Source organism: Arcobacter suis CECT 7833 (genome assembly GCF_003544815.1).
Taxonomy (GTDB): domain Bacteria; phylum Campylobacterota; class Campylobacteria; order Campylobacterales; family Arcobacteraceae; genus Aliarcobacter; species Aliarcobacter suis.
Map to the genome: position 1 here is coordinate 123,750 of NZ_CP032100.1, position 19,621 is coordinate 143,370.

Here is a 19,621-nt window from a genome sequence, read left to right on the forward strand (position 1 = left end):
CTAATAAAATAAAGTAATATATTTTATATGTTTAGTAAATATTTCTTTTCAAACTCTAAATTCATTTCCTATAAATTAAATACATATTGTGTGTTATACCTTTCCTAATAAATAAAGGATTTGAAATGACTACAACAACTAATAAAGTTAGAACAAAAACTCCAACTACTATCAGGTGTAAAAAATTTAATTTTTACTATCTTATCTTTGGTAGCTATTTTTTCTATTTCTTTAGGTAATAATGTCATTTAATCTACTTTTAGTGTTCGATTAAATAATATCTATTGTAAGGGGTTATAAGAAAAAGACTTTGATAGAAATAGGGTGCAAGAAATTTATTCGACTCCTGTCAGGCTTTTTTTATAAATTCTATAGAATAATTTATTTCATATTCTTTTAAATCATTTAAGAATTACTTTGTTTCTTCCTGCTGCTTTTGCCATATATAGGGCTTCATCTGCTCTTTTAATAGTGTTATTTATTGGTTCATTTTTTTCATATAATGTTCCTCCAAAACTACAAGTTATTTTTGGAAGATTGTCAATTTTATTATTTTCTATTATTTTTCTTAGATTTTCAAGTGCAATTTTAAGTCCATTTTCTGAAGAAACTTTTAATATCATAATAAATTCTTCTCCACCCCAACGAATTAATATATCATCATTTCTTGAATATTTTTCTACGTTTGATACAAGAGTTACTAAAATCTTGTCTCCAACATCATGTCCAAAAGTATCATTTATTTTTTTAAAATTATCTATATCTATCATCCCTAAACCAAAATACATCTCATCATTTTCAAAAGTCTCAATAAGTCTTTTATAGTTATTCTCAAAAAATTCTCTATTATATGCATTTGTTAATTTATCTCTTAATACTTTTTGTTCTAATTCAAGATTTGCAAGCATTGTTTCACTAATATCAGTAAAACTAACTATATAAATAGCATCTTCAAATTTATTAATTGTTACAGAAAAAGCATAAGTTATTCCATCAATTCCTTTAATTGCAACAACTCTTTTTCTATGACTCAAGGTTTGAATTATATTAACCCAATTTTCATTTTCATTCACAAAAGATAAATTAAAAAACTTTTCATCTTCTATAAATAAATCACTAATACATTTGTGATTTATTTTGTATTCTTCAATATTTTTAAATCCTAAAAAATTGAAGAATTTTTTATTTGCAAATTCAATATTTTTTCCGTTTGTTAAAATTACTATATTATCTTGTGTATCTATAAATTTGTAAAGTTTATCATAGGCAATTTTTTGTGAAGTTATATCACTAATTACTCCTTCAAAATAACTATGATTTTCATCACTGATTAATTGAAGATTATCATTTATCCAAATAATTCTTCCATCTTTTGAAATAATTCTATATTCTAAATCAATATTTAAAACATTATTTTTAATCATTGAATCTATACTTTTATGAACCACAGCTAGATCACTTGGATGAATAATATTTGCAAAAGATATTACTTTATTGAATTTTATTTCATCAATTTTGTAACCAGTTATTGTTTCAATAGCATTATTTATATAAAGCATCGTAAAATCGTCATCAATTTCACATCTATAAATAATATCAGGAATATGAGAAACTAAAGATTCAAATTGTTCTTTAGATTTTTTTATTTTTAGTTGATAAAGTTTAATACTTGTAATGTCATGAATTGTTCCTAAAGATTGAACTACATCACCATATTCATCAAAAGTATGTCTGCATTCTTCTTCTACATATTTTATTTCACCAGTTTTTGTAATAATTCTATGTTCAACTTGATAATTTGTTTTATTTTTAATTGAATTCATATAGGCTTTATCTACTTTTTTTATATCTTCAGGATGAATATATCTTAAAAAATTCTCATAACTAGCTTCAAACTCTTGAGGACTAAATCCAAAGATATGATAAACTTCATCACTCCATTTAAGATTATTTCCTAAAATATCAAATTCCCAATATCCAAGTTGAGCAATTTTTTGTACTTCTTTTAAAACATTATCTTTTTTTGAAAGCTGAGTTTTCGTTTTATCAATTCTGTAAATAAAATAAATCATACCCATTGTTAAAAATATTAAAATAGCTAGAAATAAAAAATATTGTGTAATAAAATCTTGTAAATCATTATGTTTATTAGAGATTATTATATATGCAATAGTTTGATTTGTAATGGCATTCTTTACTGGTAAATATGTAGTTATATAATAATCACCATTGTATTTATTGTAAAAATTAAAAATTTCACCTGATTTTATAAACTCTCTTATTTTGGAATTATTTTTTGTTAAATATTCTTTGATAATAGGCTCAATATTATTATTTCCACTATTTGAAATATTTATTTCATGATAAAAATCTTTATCAATTGAACAAGTAGCGTAGTTGTCTTTTTCTTCTTCAATGATATTTTTATCAACTATAGATTTTTTGATTATAAAGTCAGTATCACTATGGAGTTCTTTTTTTAAATCATTTATTATTGATTCCATAGAAACAGAAGTTTCAACGCTTCCTAAATAAATATCATTATATTTCAAAGGATAAACAAATCTATATCCGTTATAAATTCTACCTTCTTCAAATCCACTAATAGCTTTTTGATATTGATTTACAAAAGCAACAGTATGTCTTATGTTAGTTAAATTATCTCCATATTTATTTGGTCTATGGAATCTTAAAAAACTATCATTATTTTTTAAATGAAAATGTAGTTGTTTGAGTTTATAATCATTCATATTGTTATACATGTCAATAAGATGGTCGTATAATTTTTTTCTTATGATTTCTTGTTCTTCTTTAGAAGATGTATAAACATTTTCTAAAATACTTTTTGTTTCTTTAGTATTTAATTTATTAAAATAAATAATATTAGAATAAACCTTATATGCTTCAATTATTGTATTGTACGTAACTTCAATAATTTTCTTTTCAGCATCTAAATGTTCTTTTTTTCTATTTTCAATAAGTGTGAAAATAACGTAAGTAAATAATAAACACATAAGAAAAAAAGATAGTATAAAAATGATTTTCTTTTTCAAAATATTTAATCCTATTAAAATAATTCGCGATTATATCAAAATCATTAGATATAAACAAAAGTTATAAAGGGATAAATATTTTTATTTAAGAATTAGTGATAAATAGAGTCTATTTTTGACTTCAAATCTTTTTTAAGGAGTCTAAAATATCTAACTTTTTAAATGAGGAAAGTAAACTAAGTAAATTTTACCTAGTTTACACTTTTTTAGTTATCTTTAAAATTTCCAATAATTTCTTTAGCTTTTTGTAAAGCAACATCACTAGAATTTTTATCAAAAGTTAAAGCAACAGCCATTCTTCTTCCCACATGACTTTGAGGTTTTCCAAATACTCTAATAATTGAATCTTTTGTAAATGAAGAATCAAAAATATCAACTTGAGGATTAAAGCTATCACCACTTGCTTTATACGCAGCACTTGCACCAGCTCCATAAGTTACATACTCAATTGGAAGTCCTAAAACTGCTCTTACATGAAGTGCAAATTCACTAGCACTTTGAGTAATCATAGTAACCATTCCAGTATCATGTGGTCTTGGACTTACTTCTGAGAAATAAACATCATCACCTTTTACAAAAAGTTCAACTCCAAAAATTCCTCGTCCACCTAAACCATCAGTGATTTTTTTAGCAATATCTTGAGATTTTGCAATTGCAATTTCACTCATATTCATTGGTTGCCATGAGAAGATATAGTCACCATCTTGTTGAATATGACCTATTGGCTCACAAAATACTGTATCTTTTCCATTTCTAATAGTAAGCATTGTGATTTCATAGTCAAATCTAATAAACTCTTCAACTATTAATTCACTAGCATCTCCTCTTGCTTCTTTTGCTAATTCCCAAGATTTTTCTAAATCTGCCTCGCTTCTTGCAATACTTTGACCATGTCCAGAAGAACTCATAACAGGTTTAATAACACAAGGAAAACCAATATTTGAAGCAGCTTTTTGTAAAGCTTCAAAAGTTGTAACAAACTCAAATTTACTTGTTGGAAGTTTTAACTCAACAGCTGCAAACTCTCTAATATTTTTTCTATTCATAGTTTTATTAACAGCATCTGCATTTGGAATTACATGAAATCCCTCTTTTTCTGCTTCAAAAAGTGCTTGAATATTTATAGCTTCAACTTCTGGTAAAATAAAAGTTGGTTTTTCTCTTCTTATAACATCCAGAATCTCATTTTTATTTTTCATATTAATTGTATATGATTTATTAGCAACCAATTGTGCAGGAGCGTTGTTATAACTATCAACAGCTATTGTTTCAATACCTAATCTTTGAGCTTCAATGATAACTTCTTTACCAAGTTCACCACTTCCAAGAAGCATGATTTTTATAGAATCAGATTTTAAAGGCGCAGGGAATTTCATATTTTTTATCCTTAATTATTGAATTTAGTTTTTATTAAATGCTAGTTACGAAAACTTTTTTTACAGCACCTTTGAAATAAATAGTGCCATTTTTTTTCGAAAGAGTTAACTCTTCACCACTTTTTGGGTAAACAAAAGTAGAATCTTTTACAAGTCCTAAATTATTAGCTCTTAAGAAACACGCAGCCATTCCAGTTCCACAAGCAAGTGTTTCTCCTTCAACTCCTCTTTCATAAGTTCTAACTTTTATAATACCATCTTCAATTTTTGCAAAATTAACATTTGCATTGTGTTCATATCTCATTTTTGCACACAAATCATGATTGTAAAGTTCCAAATCATCAACTATTGTTACAAGATGAGGAACACCAGTATCAACTAAATACCAAGCAAATCCATCTTGAACAAATTCTTCTTTTATAACTTTAGGAAGAGTAAGTTGAGTTTCAACAATATCATTTTCAACGCATGATTTTATTAATCCTGCACCTGTCAAAAATTGCATTTCATTTGATGTAACTAAATTATTTGTAAAAGCATAATGAGAAACAGCTCTTGTAGCATTTCCGCACATTGCAGCATCACTTCCATCGCTATTGTAAAATAACCATTTAAAATCAGCTTCATTTGATGGAACAATTACAACTAATCCATCTGCACCAATTCCCTCAGTTCTATTACATAATTTTATAGCTTCATTTGTATAATCTTTTTCTATAAAAGTGTGAAAAATTACAAAGTCATTTCCACTTGCACTATATTTTGTATATGTCATATAATCTCTCCGATGATTCGTTCAACTTCGTTTTGAAGATGTTTTAAATTTTGTGAATTATCTATTACCATATCAGCTAACTTTCTTTTTTCTTCAATATCCATTTGATTTGAGATTTTTAATTTAGCTTCATTTTCATCAATATTATCTCTTTTCATAAGTCTTTGAATTTGTAACTCTTTTGGAGTATAAATAACCAAAGATTTTGAAATTGGATAATGCATTTTTTCAAAAAATAGTGGAATATCTACAAAATAAGGTTTATTTTGTTCTTCAAATATTTTTGATTCTTTAATGATTTCATTTTTAATTAATGGGTGAAGTAGGGCTTCTAGTTTTAGTTTATTTTCTTCATTTGAAAAGATAATTTTCCCTAACTCTTTTCTCAAAACTTTTCCATTTTCTACATATTGTTCACCAAACATGGTAGCAATTTTATTAGAATTTTCATCCAATAATCTATGAGCTATTACATCAGCATCAATTGTTAAAAAACCGTGAAGTTTGAAGAGGTTACAAACAGTGCTTTTGCCTGTTGAAATTCCGCCAGTTAAGGCGATTGCGTTTTTAAATAAATCATTACTCATAGAAAGATTCTACAATAATAATGATTTATTTATATTTAATAGCAGTTAATTATCTTTTTGCGATACCAGTTAATTCTCTGTGTTCTGATGCTGGAAATACAAAAGATGCAAGTTGGATTTCAGATGAATAATAATCTAATCCATCTAATAAATCAGATCTTTGTAGATTTATATCAGCAGTTGGGTGATATTTTTTAGAAGCTAAGATTGAAGTGTTATGTCCAAATTTAAATGGCATAGCAATCCAGAATTTTGTTCCAACAAGTTTTAAATCAGCAAATAATTGCTCTTTATCTTTTGAAATTGCTTTTGAAGCAAAAGCAATTAAACCATCAGCTTTTAAAATTCTTTCAATATTTGCAAGTAGAAGTTCATCAATTTTTACATCAGTTAAAATTATTACATCAATATTTTTTTCATTTTTTGATGTAAGAAGTGAAGTGTCTCCAAACTCGATATTTGAAACTTTTGAATGTCTAGCAGCTTGATTTTTCATATCTTCATCAGCAGTTCCAATAATTAGAACATTAGAAGCTTCTTTGTGTGTACACAATGGTAAATGTACCATCATTTCATTAAATGCGTTATTATCTTTCATTATATATAGTCCTTAATATTTATAAACATTTTGCTATAATACCCAAAAATTTTTAAAGTAATCGCAAGATTTGGAAAACAGAATAAAAAAAAGGTGAATAATGGCAACAGTTAGTTACAAAGATGCTGGAGTTGATATAGATGCTGGAAATCAGTTTGTAGAAAATATCAAACCTTATGTAAAAGCAACGACAATTCCAGGAGTTCTTGGAGGAATAGGTTCATTTGCTGGTGCATTTGAATTACCAAGTGGTTACAAAAAACCTGTAATTCTATCTGGAACAGATGGAGTTGGAACAAAACTAAAACTTGCAATTGATGCAAAAAAATTTGATACAGTTGGAATTGATTTAGTTGCCATGTGTTCAAATGACTTGTTATGTAACTTTGGAGAGCCATTATTTTTCCTAGATTATTATGCAACTGCAAAATTAAATGTTGAAGAAGCTACTCAAGTAGTAAAAGGAATAGCTGAGGGTTGTATCAGAAGCGAGTGCGCTTTAGTTGGTGGTGAAACTGCTGAAATGCCAGGAATGTACAAAGAGGGTGATTTTGACTTAGCTGGTTTTTGTGTTGGAATTGCAGAAAAAGATGAGTTAAATAGAATTGATAAAATCAAAGCAGGTGATACTTTAATTGCATTACCATCTTCTGGTGTTCACTCAAATGGTTTTTCACTTGTTAGAAAACTTTTACTTGAAAAATTAGGAATGTCTTTAGATGATGATTTCCAAGGGAAAGCACTTAAAGATGTATTATTAGAACCAACTAGAATTTATGTAAAAGAGTTCAAAGCTAATAAAAGTAAAATCAATGCTTTAGCACATATTACTGGTGGTGGAATTACAGAAAACTTACCAAGAGTTTTACCAGATAATTTAAAAGCAGTTGTAAAAAGAGCAGATGTTAGAGTTTTACCAATTTTTGAATTTATGGGTAAACACGTAGAACTAGAAGAGATGTACAGAACATTTAATATGGGTGTTGGTATGGTTTTAGTTGTAAGTGCTGAAAATGTAGATTCAGTTTTAGCTAACACTGATGGATATGTTATTGGACATATAGCTGATGGTGCTAAATGTGTTGAATTTATCTAATATTTTTTAGATAAGAAGTAAAAAGGGTGAGTTTAAGAACTCACCCTTTTTTTATGTTCTTATAATAATTTAGAATCTCCACAACTTTAGAAGCATAACCCCATTCATTGTCATACCAAATTAAAAGTTTAATCATATTATTTATAACTTCAGTGTATCTATGGTCAATTATTGTTGTGAATTTTTCTTTTTTAAAATCACTTGAAACCAAAGGCTCAAAATTATTTAAAACTATTGGGAAGTTTTGATTCTTTTCATACTCTTCAAAAAGCTCAATTATCTCATTTTTTGTTGATTTTTCTTTTGTAAACAAAGTTACATTTATAGCTCCAACTGTATCTGTTGGAACTCTTAGGGAACTTGAACTTATTAAGTTCTGATTGATATTTGGAAGTACAAAAGAACAAGCTTTTATGGTTGTTGTTTTATTTGGAATAATATTTTGAGTTGAAGATCTACCAAACTCAAAGTTACAATTCACTTCTCTTGTATCACTTTTTACAAAACTTCCATCAAGAACTCTTTGATGATTTAATAAAGGATGAACAGTAAGAATATCTCCACATAAAATCTCTTTTTTATCATTTATAAGTTTTAAAGCAGGAAGTAGGGCTGTTGCATTACATGAACTTGTAGAGATGATTTTGTGAATATTTGGATTTAATTCTTTTTCATTTACTCCCAAAATTATGTTTATATCAGCTTTATTATTTGGGTGAGTTAAAAATATTGCTTTTACAGGAAGATTTTTTAAAAGATTAATATCCTCTTTTTTACCACTTGAATCAATAATAATATCAATATTTGTTAAATCAATTTTATCTAAAAAATCAAAGTTTGTGATTTTTATTTTTGATGTTGAGTTCTGAATATAGTTATTTTCAACGATTTTAAATCTATCTTCATATTTTCCATATGTTGAATCATAATTTATTGAATAAACTATATTTTCAATATATGGATTTATCTCATTTATTATAACTATTTCAAAATCTTTATTTGAAACCAACTGTTTTAAAACAGCTTTACCGATTCTACCAACACCATTTAAAAGAATTTTCATAATCTAACCTACATTTTTTTATAGGGAAGTATAGTTAAATTCTAATTATACTTTAGCCATTTCGATAAATAAAAAGTGCGAATTTTCCAAAGCTTTTATTTCTATTTTTTTAATATCAATTATTTCCATTGCATCACCAGCATTTAAAGTAATTTCATTTATATTTGAACTTCCTTCAATTTGTACAAAATAAACTTGTCTATTTTCTTTGATTTCAAACTCTAAAGATTTATTAATTTCAAGTTCACTAACATAAATATTTATATCTTGATAGATTTTTATATCGGCAGTTCCATCAGTGCTTGAAACAATATTTAAAAACTTATTGATTCTATCTTTTTCTTCATATCTTTTTGAGCCATAAAGTCTAGGAAGACCAGCTTTTGGAGGAATAATCCAAATTTGCAAAAGTCTTAAATCATTACTTTTATGAACATTATGTTCACTATGATATATTCCATCTCCTGCACTTAAATATTGAACTTCTCCTCTTTTTAAAGTCTCAGAATTTCCCATAGAATCTTTGTGAGTAATCTCTCCATTTACAACATAAGAAATGATTTCCATATTTGCATGAGGATGAGTGTCAAACCCAGATTCAGGATGAACAATATCATCATTTAGAACTCTTAAAACTCCAAAATTCATATTATTTGGATTTCTATATTCTGCAAATGAGAAATGAAAACGGCTTTCTAACCAACCTAAATTTGATGTTCCCATATTTTCTTTTGGTAATTTTTTTAACATGTTAACTCCTTGTCAAAAATAAAACTTTCCATTGAGATATTTGAATACAACATCTCACTATTAAATGATTTTCCTTTTTTATTTATAGCATTTCCAAAAGCTATAAATATAGGTAAAAAATGCTCAATCGAAGGATGATTTTTATAAAAATTTATATTTTCTTGAATATTTTTTAACTTTTCTTCTTTTGCATTTTCAATAATATCAATCATATCATCATTAAATTCTTTTGCGTAATTTCTTATGTTTGGATTCATACTCATATCACCTAAATTATGGGTAATTCCACCACTACAAATAATCAAAGCTTCATTTTTAAATTGTTGAAGTTTTTCTCCTAATTCTATTAATTGGTTTATATTATATGAAGTAGGAATACTTATTTGTAGTACTGGAATTTCAAGATGTTCATACATTAATGCAAGAACATTCCAAACTCCATGGTCATAACTTTTTTTATTTTCATCGATTGAGATATTAATATTCTCTTTTTTTAATTTTTCGATTAAATTTAAAGTTAATTTCTCATCACTATTTATTTCATATTTTACTTTATATAATTCATCTTCAAAACCGTAAAAATCATACATAATTTTATTTGCTTCTGGACTAATGATTTTTAAATCTTTTGTTAAATAATGGGCAGAAAATATAATTATATATTTTGGTTTTTCTAAACTATCTGCTAATTTTTTTATATTTTGTTTAGATTTTATATCACTTAAAATTATATTTGGAGCACCATGCGAAATAAATAGTGTTGGATTCATGATTATTGTGCTAAAACACCCTCAATATCAATCGCTAATTTAACTTCATCAGATACAGCAACTCCACCTGTTTCTAAAGCTTTATTCCAAGTTAAACCAAAATCACTTCTTTTAATTTTTCCATTAAGTGAAAAACCAGTTCTTTGTTTTCCCCAAGGATCTTTAATTACAGAACTTGTTTCTAAATCAAGTTTGATATTTTTGGTTACGCCTTTCATAGTGAAATCACCATAAACTGCATCTTTTTCAATTTTTGTTGATTTAAAAGTAATTTTTTGAAATTTTGCAACATCAAACATATCTTCAGCTTTTAAATGTTCATCTCTTTTTTCATTTGCTGTGTTAATTGAAGCAACAATAATTTCTCCATTTATTGATATTAATGTATTTGTTTTTTCATCAAATTCAAAAGTTCCAGCAATGTCGTTAAATTTACCAGTAACATTTGTAATCATCATATGTTTTACTGTAAAACCAGCATTTGTATGACTTGCATCAACATTATAATTACCTGCAAATAACGCAGTTGAAAGAGCAATTGATGCTAAACTTAATTTTAAAATTTTCATAGTATTCCTTTTATTATTTTATTTTACTAATTAGTAATATTAAAGCAAAAAAATTAATTTGCTTTGTAAACTTTATTCAATAAATCATATAAAGTATTTAATTCTTCATCACTTAAAACTTCCAACATATGAGTCAGATTTTTTGCATGATTTGGAAAAACCTCTTCAATAACATTTTTTCCTTTTTGAGTAATAGATAATATGAATGCTCTACTATCATTTGGGTCTTTTATTGAAGTTATCCATTCATCTCTTTTTAGATTTTTAACAACAACAGTTATATTTCCAGGTGTACTCATAGTTAATTTTGTAATTGAACCAATATTTAAATCACCTCTGTGATATAAAACTTCTAATACTTTAAATTGATTAAATGTAAGATTATGTTTTGATAAATAATTAACAGTCAAATTTGTAATTTTTAAACTGGCTTTTTCTAATCTAACAACAGTTTTCATAGCTTTGTCAGTTCTAGTTCCATAAGATTTTAACGATTTTTTATTCATAAACATACTCCTTTTGAAATTATATTACTAATTAGTAATAAAGTCAAGGGGAAAATGAAATTTATGAAATTTTTACTTAACCTTTTCATAATGAATTTTTGGATAAAATATTTCGTTTTGCTATAAAAGAATGAAAAATAAGGATACTAAAATGCTATTGACGCCAGGTCCAACTCCAGTACCAGAATTTGTAAGAAAGGCGATGGCCGATATTACGATTCATCATAGAACTGAAGAGTTTGAAGCGATTTTTAAAAATACTAGAGAATTATTAATTGAAATTTATGATATGCCTGAAGTTGTAATGTTAGCTTCAAGTGGTACAGGTGCTATGGAAGCTTGTGTTACAAATTTAACACACAAAAAAGCACTTACAATTAATTCAGGAAAATTTGGTGAAAGATTCGGAAAAATTTGTGCTGCATTTGGTATAGATTATACAGAAATCAAAAATGAGTGGAATACACCAGTTAGCGTTGAAGCAGTTGTTGAAGCTATTAAAGCTGATTCTTCAATTGATGCTGTGTTTATTCAAATTTGCGAAAGTGCAGGTGGATTAAGACATCCAGTTGAACAAATTGCTGCAGAAATTAAAAAAATCAATAAAGATATTACAATCGTTGCAGATGGAATTACAGCAATTGGTGTTGAAAAAATTGATACAACAAATCTTGATGCAGTAGTAACGGGAAGCCAAAAAGCTTTAATGTTACCACCTGGTCTTGCAATGATTGGATTTTCAAATGCAGCGGTTGCTAAAATTGAGTCAAAACCAAGAGGTTACTATTTTAATTTAGCAATTGAAATTAAAACACAAAGAAAAAATACAACAGCATGGACGGCTGCAACTACACTTATTATTGGTTTAGGTGCAATTTTAGAAAAACTAAAAGCTGATGGATTTGATAATTTATATAAACAAACAGCATTAAGAGCAAATGCTACGAGAGAAGCTTTAAAAGCAATTAGATTTGATATTTATCCAAAAACTCCTGCAAATGCAATGACAACTGTTTATACAGAACAATCAAGTGCTATTAGAAAAATATTAGAAAATAAATACAATGTAAATATTGCAGGTGGACAAGATCATTTAGCTGGTAAGATTTTTAGAATTAATCATATGGGATTAGTTGAAGATTATGAAGCATCTTGGGCTGTAAATGCTGTTGAATTAGCACTTGATGATTTAGGTATTAGAACATTTGATGGAACTGCAAACAAAGTTTTTGCATCAAATATGTTTAAAGGAAATTAAGAATAATGATTTTTGAACACGAAATTCCAAAAGGAAGTCGATTATACTTTGGAGCATCTGCTAAAAGAAAAAGAGTATTGGAAAATCAAGTTTGCGATATTTTAGAAAATAATGGATTTGAAGAGATATTAACTCCAAATTTCTCATATTCTCAACATCAAGCTATTGCAAATGAGAGAAAACTAATAAAATTTTCGGATGAGCAAAATGAACAAGTATCATTAAGAGCCGATTCAACTTTAGATGTAGTAAGAATTATTACAAAAAGATTAGGAAGAACAACAACACATAAAAAATGGTTTTATGTTCAACCTATTTTTTCTTATCCATCAAAAGAAGAGTATCAAATTGGATGTGAGTGGATAGATCATGATAATATTGCTGATATTATGAATTTAACAGCAGATATTTTAAAAGCTTTAAAAATAGAACCTATTTTACAAATATCAAATATTAATATTCCAAAACTTGTTTCAAATGAGTTGAATATTGATATTGATTTACTTAAAAATGGAGAAATTGCAACACTATTTAAATTAGATTGTGAGTGGTTAAATAAACTTATAAAAGTTAAAGATATAAAAAGTTTAGAAGATGTAATAAGTATTGTTCCTGCTTCTATTAAAATAGAGTTAGAAAAACTTCTTTCAAAAGCAAAAGATGTAGATTATGGAAATATAATTATTGCACCACTTTATTATGGGTCATTAAGATATTATGATGGTATTTATTACAGAGTAATTAATGACAATTTAACTTTATGTAATGGTGGAGTTTACTCAAGTGAAGGTATAAACTCACTAGGTTTTGCACTATACACAGATAATTTATTAAAAATTTTAGAGGATTAAGAATGAGCGCAGATATAATTGTTGGTATCCAATGGGGAGATGAAGGAAAAGGTAAGATAGTTGATATGCTTGCTCAAAAATATGATATGGTATGTAGAAGCCAAGGTGGACACAATGCTGGACATACTATTTGGGTTGATGGAGTAAAGTATGCTTTACACCTAATTCCTTCAGGAGTTTTAAATCCAAAAGCTATAAATGTAATTGGAAATGGTGTTGTATTATCACCTGAAAATATTATTAAAGAGATGAGTCAATTTCAAAACCTTGAAGGAAGACTATTTATTTCTGATAAAGCACATTTAAATTTACCATATCATGCATTAATTGATCAAGCAAAAGAGAGATTAAGAGGTGCAAAAGCTATTGGTACAACAGGAAAAGGAATAGGACCTGCTTATTCTGATAAAATTAATAGAGTTGGACATAGAGTTGGTGAATTATTAAATCCGGCAAAATTAACTAAATCAATTTTAGAATATTTTGAACAAAACAGAGCAATATTTGATGTTCTAGAAATAGCAACGCCAAATGAAAAAGAGTTATTAGAAGAGCTAAGTTCTTATAAAGAAAAATTAGCCCCTTTTATTACAAATACAACAAATATGGTTTGGAAAGCTCTTGATGAAAATAAAAGAGTATTACTTGAGGGTGCTCAAGGAACTATGCTTGATATTGACCATGGAACATATCCTTATGTAACTTCTTCAAATACGGTAAGTGCTGGTTCTTGTACAGGTTTAGGATTAAGTCCTAAAGATGTTGGAATCATAACAGGAATTACAAAAGCTTACTGCACAAGAGTAGGAAATGGTCCATTCCCATCGGAAGATTTTGGCGATGAGGGCGAAACTATGGCTCAAGTTGGAAAAGAGTTTGGAACAACAACTGGAAGAAAAAGAAGATGTGGTTGGTTTGATGCAGTTGCAGTCAAACATGCTTCTAGATTAAATGGATGTGACCAATTAGCTTTAATGAAACTTGATGTTTTAGATGGTTTTGCTAAAATAAAAATTTGTGTTGCTTATGAATTAGATGGTGTTAGAATTGATTATGTTCCAACTTGTTTAGAAAATGTAAAAGCAATATATGAAGAGATCGATGGTTGGGAAAGTGTAGTTGGAATTAGAGATTATGAATCACTACCAGCAAATGCAAAAAAATATATAGAAAAAATAGAAGAAGTTACTTCTGTTAAGGTTGGAATCGTTTCAACATCTCCTGAAAGAGATGACACAATTATAAGGGGGTAAAAACGCATGAGAATGAAATTACATCATACACCGTATGTCTCAAGAAGAATTACAAGAGATTTAATTAGTTGTGACTTTGTTGAGGTTAGAAAAGAGAAACATAGTATCGAAGCAGAAGTTGAAAGAATATTAGATGCTGATTTAGAAAAAGAGTTTGCTTTAGATGAAAAAGTTCAAGAAATTTTGGAAGAGCAAGAAGAAGAAATCGAGTATTTAAATGCAGATAGAAGACAACTTTTTTGGATGACTAAAAAAAGATTAGCAAATGATTTTGGAGTTATTTTAAATAACGAAGATAGATTTTCAGACATTGCTCACAAAATATTAGATTATTTATGGGAAGAAGATTTTATACATTATACATGTTCTGATAATCAAATTAAAAATGTAATATTTGCTTCTTTAGATGATTTTATCAAAGGTTTTGAAAAAGCTGATAGTGAAGTTATGGCAAAATTAAAAAATTATAAAAGAAAATTAATACCAGGAACTGATGATTATGATCTTGTATATCACAGATTATATGAAGAGGAATTAACAAAAAGAGGATTGATATAAATGCAAAAAGTATGGATATATTTAGAGAATGGGACTTTTTTAGAAGCGAAATCTTTTGGTGCAACAGGAACATCTGTTGGAGAAATAGTTTTTAATACATCATTAACTGGATACCAAGAAATTATTTCAGATCCTTCTTATGCTGGACAATTTATTACTTTTACAATGCCAGAAATTGGAAATGTTGGAGTTAATGACAATGATATGGAAAGTAGAATTTGTCATTGTAAAGGTGTATTAGTTAGAAATTATCATGCTGAATATTCAAATTATAGAGCACAAAATGATTTAGATTCTTTATTAAAAGAACATGGTGTTTTAGGAATTTGTGAAATAGATACTAGATATTTAACAAAGATGATTAGAGATGAAGGTGCTATGATGATGATAGCATCAACTGAAATTTCTTGTAAAGATGAATTAGCAAAACAATTAGCGGCAAGTCCTAGAATTGAAGATATAAACTATATTGAAATCGTATCAACAAAAGAATCTTATGTTCATAAATCAGGAGCTTGGAATCACTCTATCAAAGCGTATGATAAAGCAGTTATGAGTGATAAAAAAGTTGTTGTTATTGACTTTGGAGTTAAAAGAAATATCTTAAATGAGCTTGTTAACTCAGGTCTTGAAGTAGAAGTAGTTCCTTCAACTTTTAAAGCAGATGATTTAATAGCAAGATTCGAAGCAAAAGAAATTGGTGGAATTTTCCTATCGAATGGTCCAGGTGATCCTCTTACTTTAATAGCTGAAAAAGAGCAAGTTCAAAAATTAGTAAAAACAGATATTCCAATTTTTGCTATTTGTTTAGGTCATCAAATGCTTTCTATTGCTCATGGATATGATACTTATAAACTGAAATTTGGACAACATGGTGGTAACCATCCTGTTGCAAATAACGGTGTTGTAGAAATTACAGCTCAGAATCATAACTATAATGTTCCTGATAATATTGTAGAGATTGCAGATGTAACACATGTAAATTTATTTGATAATACAATTGAAGGTGTTAAATATAAAAATAAAGAGATATTCTCAGTTCAACATCACCCAGAAGCAAGTCCAGGACCACATGAGTCTAAATATATCTTCAAACAGTTTGCAGATATTGTAAAATAGTTTAAATAAAAAAAGGGGAAGTTTAAAACTTCCCCTTTTTTTATTAAGTAAAAATCTTATAATAAAAACATTTGAATTAGCTGATAAGTCCCAGCAGTAGCAATTCCAGCAGCAATTCCTGCAAGAACATCATCTCCCATAACTCCTAATCCGCCTTTTACGTCTCTGTCGATTTTTCCAATAAATGAGGGTTTCCAAATATCAAATAATCTAAAGAAAATAAATGCAATTGGAGCCATAAATAAGACATTTGAACTATTAATTCCACAAATAGCAAGTGTAATCCACATACCTGCTAGTTCATCAATAACTATCTCTTTTCCATCGTGCATACCGACTTCTTTTTCATAAATATCAATTTGTTTTATAGCAATTACTGTGATTAATAAAGCTAATAAAAATAGTGTTGATACATGTAAAAATTCAAGTAAAAATAAACCAATAATTAAAGATACAAAAGAACCTACAGTTCCAGGGGCTTTTGGACTTAGACCACTAAAACCAACTGTTAAAAAAAATTTTCTTAAATTCAAAATAAATCCTTATTTTTTCTTTTCTATATCTAGTTTTTTTCTTTTTTCCCAAAGAGATTTTCTTGAAATTCCTAGTTTTTTTGATAGTTCTGTATCTGGATATTTGTTTTGATAAGAAACAACCATCATTTTTACATAATCATTTATTGTCATAATATTTGAATTACCAATTAGTTGATTGTCATTGTTAAATTCGATTTTTCTATATGGAAAATCAATCTCAGTTTCTAATGTAGAAACTACACAATTTTTATCTTCGATAAATTTTATAACATTTTCTTTCACATTTTTCTTCAAAGTATGGAAATCTGTTAGATAAATAATTGATTTCCCCTGTATTGCATTTATCTGTTTTTGCCATGATGTAGAAGTTAAAGAGATAAAATTAATTGGTAAATCCATTTTTCTTGAAAGTTCAAAAACTAATTTATCTGCACATTTTTGTGAATTTGATTCTATTAATGTTGGAAAAGATGGTGGTAATAAAGTATCGGTTGTATCAACTTCTGCCATAGTAAATTCAAAATATTCTCTTAGAGTTTGTAACTCTCTTTTTAAAGTTCTACAATCTTTATAATGGTAGATTTTTCTAATTAATTCATCCATAATAAAGGGTTTCATAATATAATCTTTTGCACCATCTTTAATAGGATTTGTAACAGTTTCATCTGAAATATAAGAGACTAAAAGAAGAATAATTGAATTTTCTGAATATTTTTTTATGATATTTTTACATAAAGCTGATGGTAAAGATGTTGATAAAAGAATCGTGTCATAATCTTTTGTAAGATTATCGATATTTGGTGACTCAATATAATCACAACTATGCCCATCATCAAGCAATCTTGATACAACTTTCTGAGCTAAATAAATCTCATTCTCAATAATTAATATATTCATTTTCTTTTCCAATCATAATATTTCAATGTAGCTATACTTTGAACAGCCACACCTTCTTCTCGACCTATAAATCCCATTTTCTCAGCAGTTGTCGCTTTTACATTTATAAACTGTTTTTCAATATTCAATAACTCAGCTAAAGAACTTTTTATTTCACATTTAAATGGGTTGATTTTTGGTTTTTGAGCGATTATTGTTGTATCAATATTTACAATTTCATATCCAACATTGTAAATAAATCTAACAATATGTTCTAATAATAGTTTTGAATCAATTCCTTTATACTTCTCATCAGTATCAGGAAAAAATTCTCCAATATCTCCAGCTCCACAAGCTCCTAAAAGTGCATCAATAATAGAGTGTATTAAAACATCTCCATCACTGTGAGCTTTAAACCCAAACTCATATGGAAGTTTTACTCCACCCAAAAACATCTCTTTATTATCTTCAAAGGCATGAATATCAAAACCAGTTCCTGTAAAAAAGTTTTTTGAAGCTTCTTTTAAACAAGGAAGTTCGTCTAATTCATTTCCAAGAGTTAGTTTTTTACTTTCATTACTTCCTTGAATATATTTGATTGTTCCATTTATTGCTTTTATAGCTGAACTTTCATCTGTAAATTCAATTTGAGTATCTAAGGCTTTTTTTAGAGTTTTTGTTAGGGAAAGTTGGGGAGTTTGGATTAGTTTTACTTCGTCTCTGTTTATTGTATTTGTTGCATAAATCACTGTATCAGTTACATTTAAAACAGGAACAATACAATCTACATTTTCTTTTTCATCTAAAAGATTTTTAATTACATTTTGGGGAATACAAGCTCTGGCTACATCACTTATCATTACATATTTTGTTGTTACAAATTCTAAGCAGTTTAAAATAGATTTTTGTCTAGTCTCTCCACCTTTTACAAAGGTAAAATCATCGGTGAAGTTTTTCATATAATTTAATTCATCTTCATGGGAAGCCACGATAATTTTATCAAATTGTGAAAAAGAAGCTAACCTTTTTGTAACATTTAGCCATAAAGGTTCATTTTCTATTCTAATCCATTGCTTTTTAGTTTTATGTTCAAAACGTGTGGAATTCCCAGCACATAAAACTATGAGTGTAACATCTAACAACAAAACCCCTTTGTGTAAAAAAGTTACAGATTATAGTATATACTTACTTATGCATAAGTTAAGAATTTTGATTAATTACTTCTTTTATAACATCAATCGAATTTAAAAAGTGTTCAACATCAAAATCATACAAAACAACTTTTTCTAATGCTTTTTCAATATTTTGATCACTTAATGGATAACGAATATCACACAATATTTTAACAATCTCTAAAATTTGAGCTTTAATTTTAAATTCATTAGGGCAAGATTCTGTATTTTCAGTAAATGCAATAGGTATAATTATATTAGGACTTAAATTCCATTGTTTAAAAATATTTGCAGTTATTCTTGCACAACTATATCCTGTAAATTTTTTTTCACAAAAAGTAGTGTCTTTTGTTTCTTCTAATTCCATTAAAAATTCTTCAGATTTTCTATTTTTTTGAATTACTTCTGAGATGATGAATTTTCCAACTTCTTGCAAAAATGCTGGTAAAAGTAGTTCATTTTTTAAATCAAAATTTATATTTGAAACCCAAGTATTTATAATATTACTGGCTAATGCACTAGAAAAAAGGAAATCTTCATTTTTTACAGCATAAGCTAATAAATTGCTATTTATAGTATCCTGAATAGCTGAGCCAATGGCAACAGAAATTGTAAAATTTATTCCAAGTAAATTTATTGCTCTATTTAGTGTTTCAACTCTACTTTTAAATCCAAACATATTTGAATTTGCAATCTTTAAAATGGTTACTATCATTAAAGGATCTTTTTCAATAATAGAAATTAATGTTTGTATATCAGCATTTCCAATACTTTTATATTTTCCCAGTTCAATCACACTTGAAGGAAGAGCAGGTAAAGAGTTTATCTCTTCTAATAAATCTTTTTTCATAATTA

The 19,621-nt window shown here is 27.3% G+C and carries 20 protein-coding genes; 6 read left to right on the forward strand and 14 right to left on the reverse strand.

Translation table 11 applies throughout. The annotated features are described in order from the left end of the window. Nucleotides 1–401: 401 nt before the first annotated feature. The 5 genes from ASUIS_RS00645 to ASUIS_RS00665 form a co-directional block, all read right to left on the reverse strand. Nucleotides 402–3,053, reverse strand: a complete 2,652-nt coding sequence (locus ASUIS_RS00645) for a sensor domain-containing diguanylate cyclase (RefSeq protein WP_118885227.1) — start codon at nt 3,051–3,053, stop codon at nt 402–404. Between the two features lie 206 nt (nt 3,054–3,259). Then, nucleotides 3,260–4,429 carry a formate-dependent phosphoribosylglycinamide formyltransferase gene (gene purT / locus ASUIS_RS00650; RefSeq protein WP_118885228.1) on the reverse strand — a complete coding sequence of 390 codons (1,170 nt, stop codon included), beginning with the start codon at nt 4,427–4,429 and terminating at the stop codon, nt 3,260–3,262. Nucleotides 4,430–4,463: 34 nt separating this feature from the next. Beyond that, entirely contained in the window at nt 4,464–5,204 is a 741-nt protein-coding gene (dapF, locus tag ASUIS_RS00655; protein ID WP_118885229.1) for a diaminopimelate epimerase, read from the reverse strand. Continuing rightward, nucleotides 5,201–5,791 (reverse strand): dephospho-CoA kinase, encoded by a 591-nt coding sequence (gene coaE / locus ASUIS_RS00660; protein WP_118885230.1) that lies wholly within the window; start codon nt 5,789–5,791, stop codon nt 5,201–5,203. The genes dapF and coaE overlap by 4 nt, the downstream gene beginning before the upstream one ends. Before the next feature lie 49 nt (nt 5,792–5,840). Beyond that, nucleotides 5,841–6,389, reverse strand: coding sequence for a spermine/spermidine synthase domain-containing protein (locus ASUIS_RS00665; RefSeq protein ID WP_118885231.1), 549 nt, complete (start codon nt 6,387–6,389; stop codon nt 5,841–5,843). Nucleotides 6,390–6,489: 100 nt separating this feature from the next. On the opposite strand from ASUIS_RS00665, the gene purM reads away from it, so the two are divergent. Beyond that, nucleotides 6,490–7,485 (forward strand): phosphoribosylformylglycinamidine cyclo-ligase, encoded by a 996-nt coding sequence (gene purM / locus ASUIS_RS00670; RefSeq protein WP_118885232.1) that lies wholly within the window; start codon nt 6,490–6,492, stop codon nt 7,483–7,485. A gap of 40 nt (nt 7,486–7,525) precedes the next feature. Here purM and ASUIS_RS00675 read toward each other — a convergent pair whose 3' ends face one another. Genes ASUIS_RS00675 through ASUIS_RS00695 form a run of 5 tightly spaced genes read right to left on the reverse strand, consistent with a single transcriptional unit; the run spans nt 7,526 to nt 11,143 of the window. Beyond that, the gene (locus ASUIS_RS00675; RefSeq protein WP_118885233.1) at nt 7,526–8,548 is read right to left on the reverse strand and encodes a glyceraldehyde 3-phosphate dehydrogenase NAD-binding domain-containing protein; all 1,023 of its coding nucleotides are present in this window, start codon (nt 8,546–8,548) and stop codon (nt 7,526–7,528) included. 45 nt (nt 8,549–8,593) lie between these two features. Further along, nucleotides 8,594–9,298, reverse strand: a complete 705-nt coding sequence (locus ASUIS_RS00680) for a pirin family protein (protein ID WP_118885234.1) — start codon at nt 9,296–9,298, stop codon at nt 8,594–8,596. Continuing rightward, nucleotides 9,292–10,068, reverse strand: coding sequence for a DODA-type extradiol aromatic ring-opening family dioxygenase (locus tag ASUIS_RS00685; RefSeq protein WP_118885235.1), 777 nt, complete (start codon nt 10,066–10,068; stop codon nt 9,292–9,294). The genes ASUIS_RS00680 and ASUIS_RS00685 overlap by 7 nt, the downstream gene beginning before the upstream one ends. 2 nt (nt 10,069–10,070) lie before the next feature. Beyond that, nucleotides 10,071–10,637 (reverse strand): YceI family protein, encoded by a 567-nt coding sequence (locus ASUIS_RS00690; protein WP_118885236.1) that lies wholly within the window; start codon nt 10,635–10,637, stop codon nt 10,071–10,073. 53 nt (nt 10,638–10,690) lie between these two features. Then, a complete protein-coding gene (locus ASUIS_RS00695; protein WP_118885237.1) occupies nt 10,691–11,143 on the reverse strand; it encodes a MarR family winged helix-turn-helix transcriptional regulator in 453 nt (150 codons plus the stop codon). A 151-nt stretch (nt 11,144–11,294) separates the two neighbouring features. Between ASUIS_RS00695 and ASUIS_RS00700 the strand changes: the two genes are divergently transcribed. Genes ASUIS_RS00700 through carA form a run of 5 tightly spaced genes read left to right on the forward strand, consistent with a single transcriptional unit; the run spans nt 11,295 to nt 16,182 of the window. After that, a complete protein-coding gene (locus tag ASUIS_RS00700) occupies nt 11,295–12,401 on the forward strand; it encodes a pyridoxal-phosphate-dependent aminotransferase family protein (protein WP_118885238.1) in 1,107 nt (368 codons plus the stop codon). A 5-nt stretch (nt 12,402–12,406) separates the two neighbouring features. After that, nucleotides 12,407–13,252, forward strand: a complete 846-nt coding sequence (locus ASUIS_RS00705; RefSeq protein WP_118885239.1) for an ATP phosphoribosyltransferase regulatory subunit — start codon at nt 12,407–12,409, stop codon at nt 13,250–13,252. A gap of 2 nt (nt 13,253–13,254) precedes the next feature. Then, on the forward strand, nt 13,255–14,505 hold the full coding sequence (locus ASUIS_RS00710) for an adenylosuccinate synthase (RefSeq protein WP_118885240.1): 1,251 nt from the start codon (nt 13,255–13,257) through the stop codon (nt 14,503–14,505). 6 nt (nt 14,506–14,511) lie between these two features. After that, a complete protein-coding gene (locus tag ASUIS_RS00715) occupies nt 14,512–15,063 on the forward strand; it encodes a DUF507 family protein (protein WP_118885241.1) in 552 nt (183 codons plus the stop codon). Next, a complete protein-coding gene (gene carA, locus ASUIS_RS00720) occupies nt 15,064–16,182 on the forward strand; it encodes a glutamine-hydrolyzing carbamoyl-phosphate synthase small subunit (protein ID WP_118885242.1) in 1,119 nt (372 codons plus the stop codon). Nucleotides 16,183–16,238: 56 nt separating this feature from the next. Here the strand turns inward: carA and ASUIS_RS00725 are convergent, their stop codons facing one another. Genes ASUIS_RS00725 through ASUIS_RS00740 form a run of 4 tightly spaced genes read right to left on the reverse strand, consistent with a single transcriptional unit; the run spans nt 16,239 to nt 19,616 of the window. Then, nucleotides 16,239–16,715, reverse strand: a complete 477-nt coding sequence (locus tag ASUIS_RS00725; protein WP_118885243.1) for a phosphatidylglycerophosphatase A family protein — start codon at nt 16,713–16,715, stop codon at nt 16,239–16,241. A 9-nt stretch (nt 16,716–16,724) separates the two neighbouring features. Then, nucleotides 16,725–17,615: a DNA-binding transcriptional response regulator gene (locus ASUIS_RS00730; RefSeq protein ID WP_118885244.1), complete on the reverse strand. Its 891-nt coding sequence runs from the start codon at nt 17,613–17,615 to the stop codon at nt 16,725–16,727. Beyond that, nucleotides 17,612–18,736, reverse strand: a complete 1,125-nt coding sequence (locus ASUIS_RS00735) for a bifunctional 2-C-methyl-D-erythritol 4-phosphate cytidylyltransferase/2-C-methyl-D-erythritol 2,4-cyclodiphosphate synthase (protein WP_118885245.1) — start codon at nt 18,734–18,736, stop codon at nt 17,612–17,614. Before ASUIS_RS00735 ends, ASUIS_RS00730 begins: the two co-directional genes overlap by 4 nt. Nucleotides 18,737–18,794: 58 nt before the next feature. Next, nucleotides 18,795–19,616, reverse strand: coding sequence for an HDOD domain-containing protein (locus ASUIS_RS00740; RefSeq protein WP_118885246.1), 822 nt, complete (start codon nt 19,614–19,616; stop codon nt 18,795–18,797). Nucleotides 19,617–19,621 lie beyond the last annotated feature (5 nt).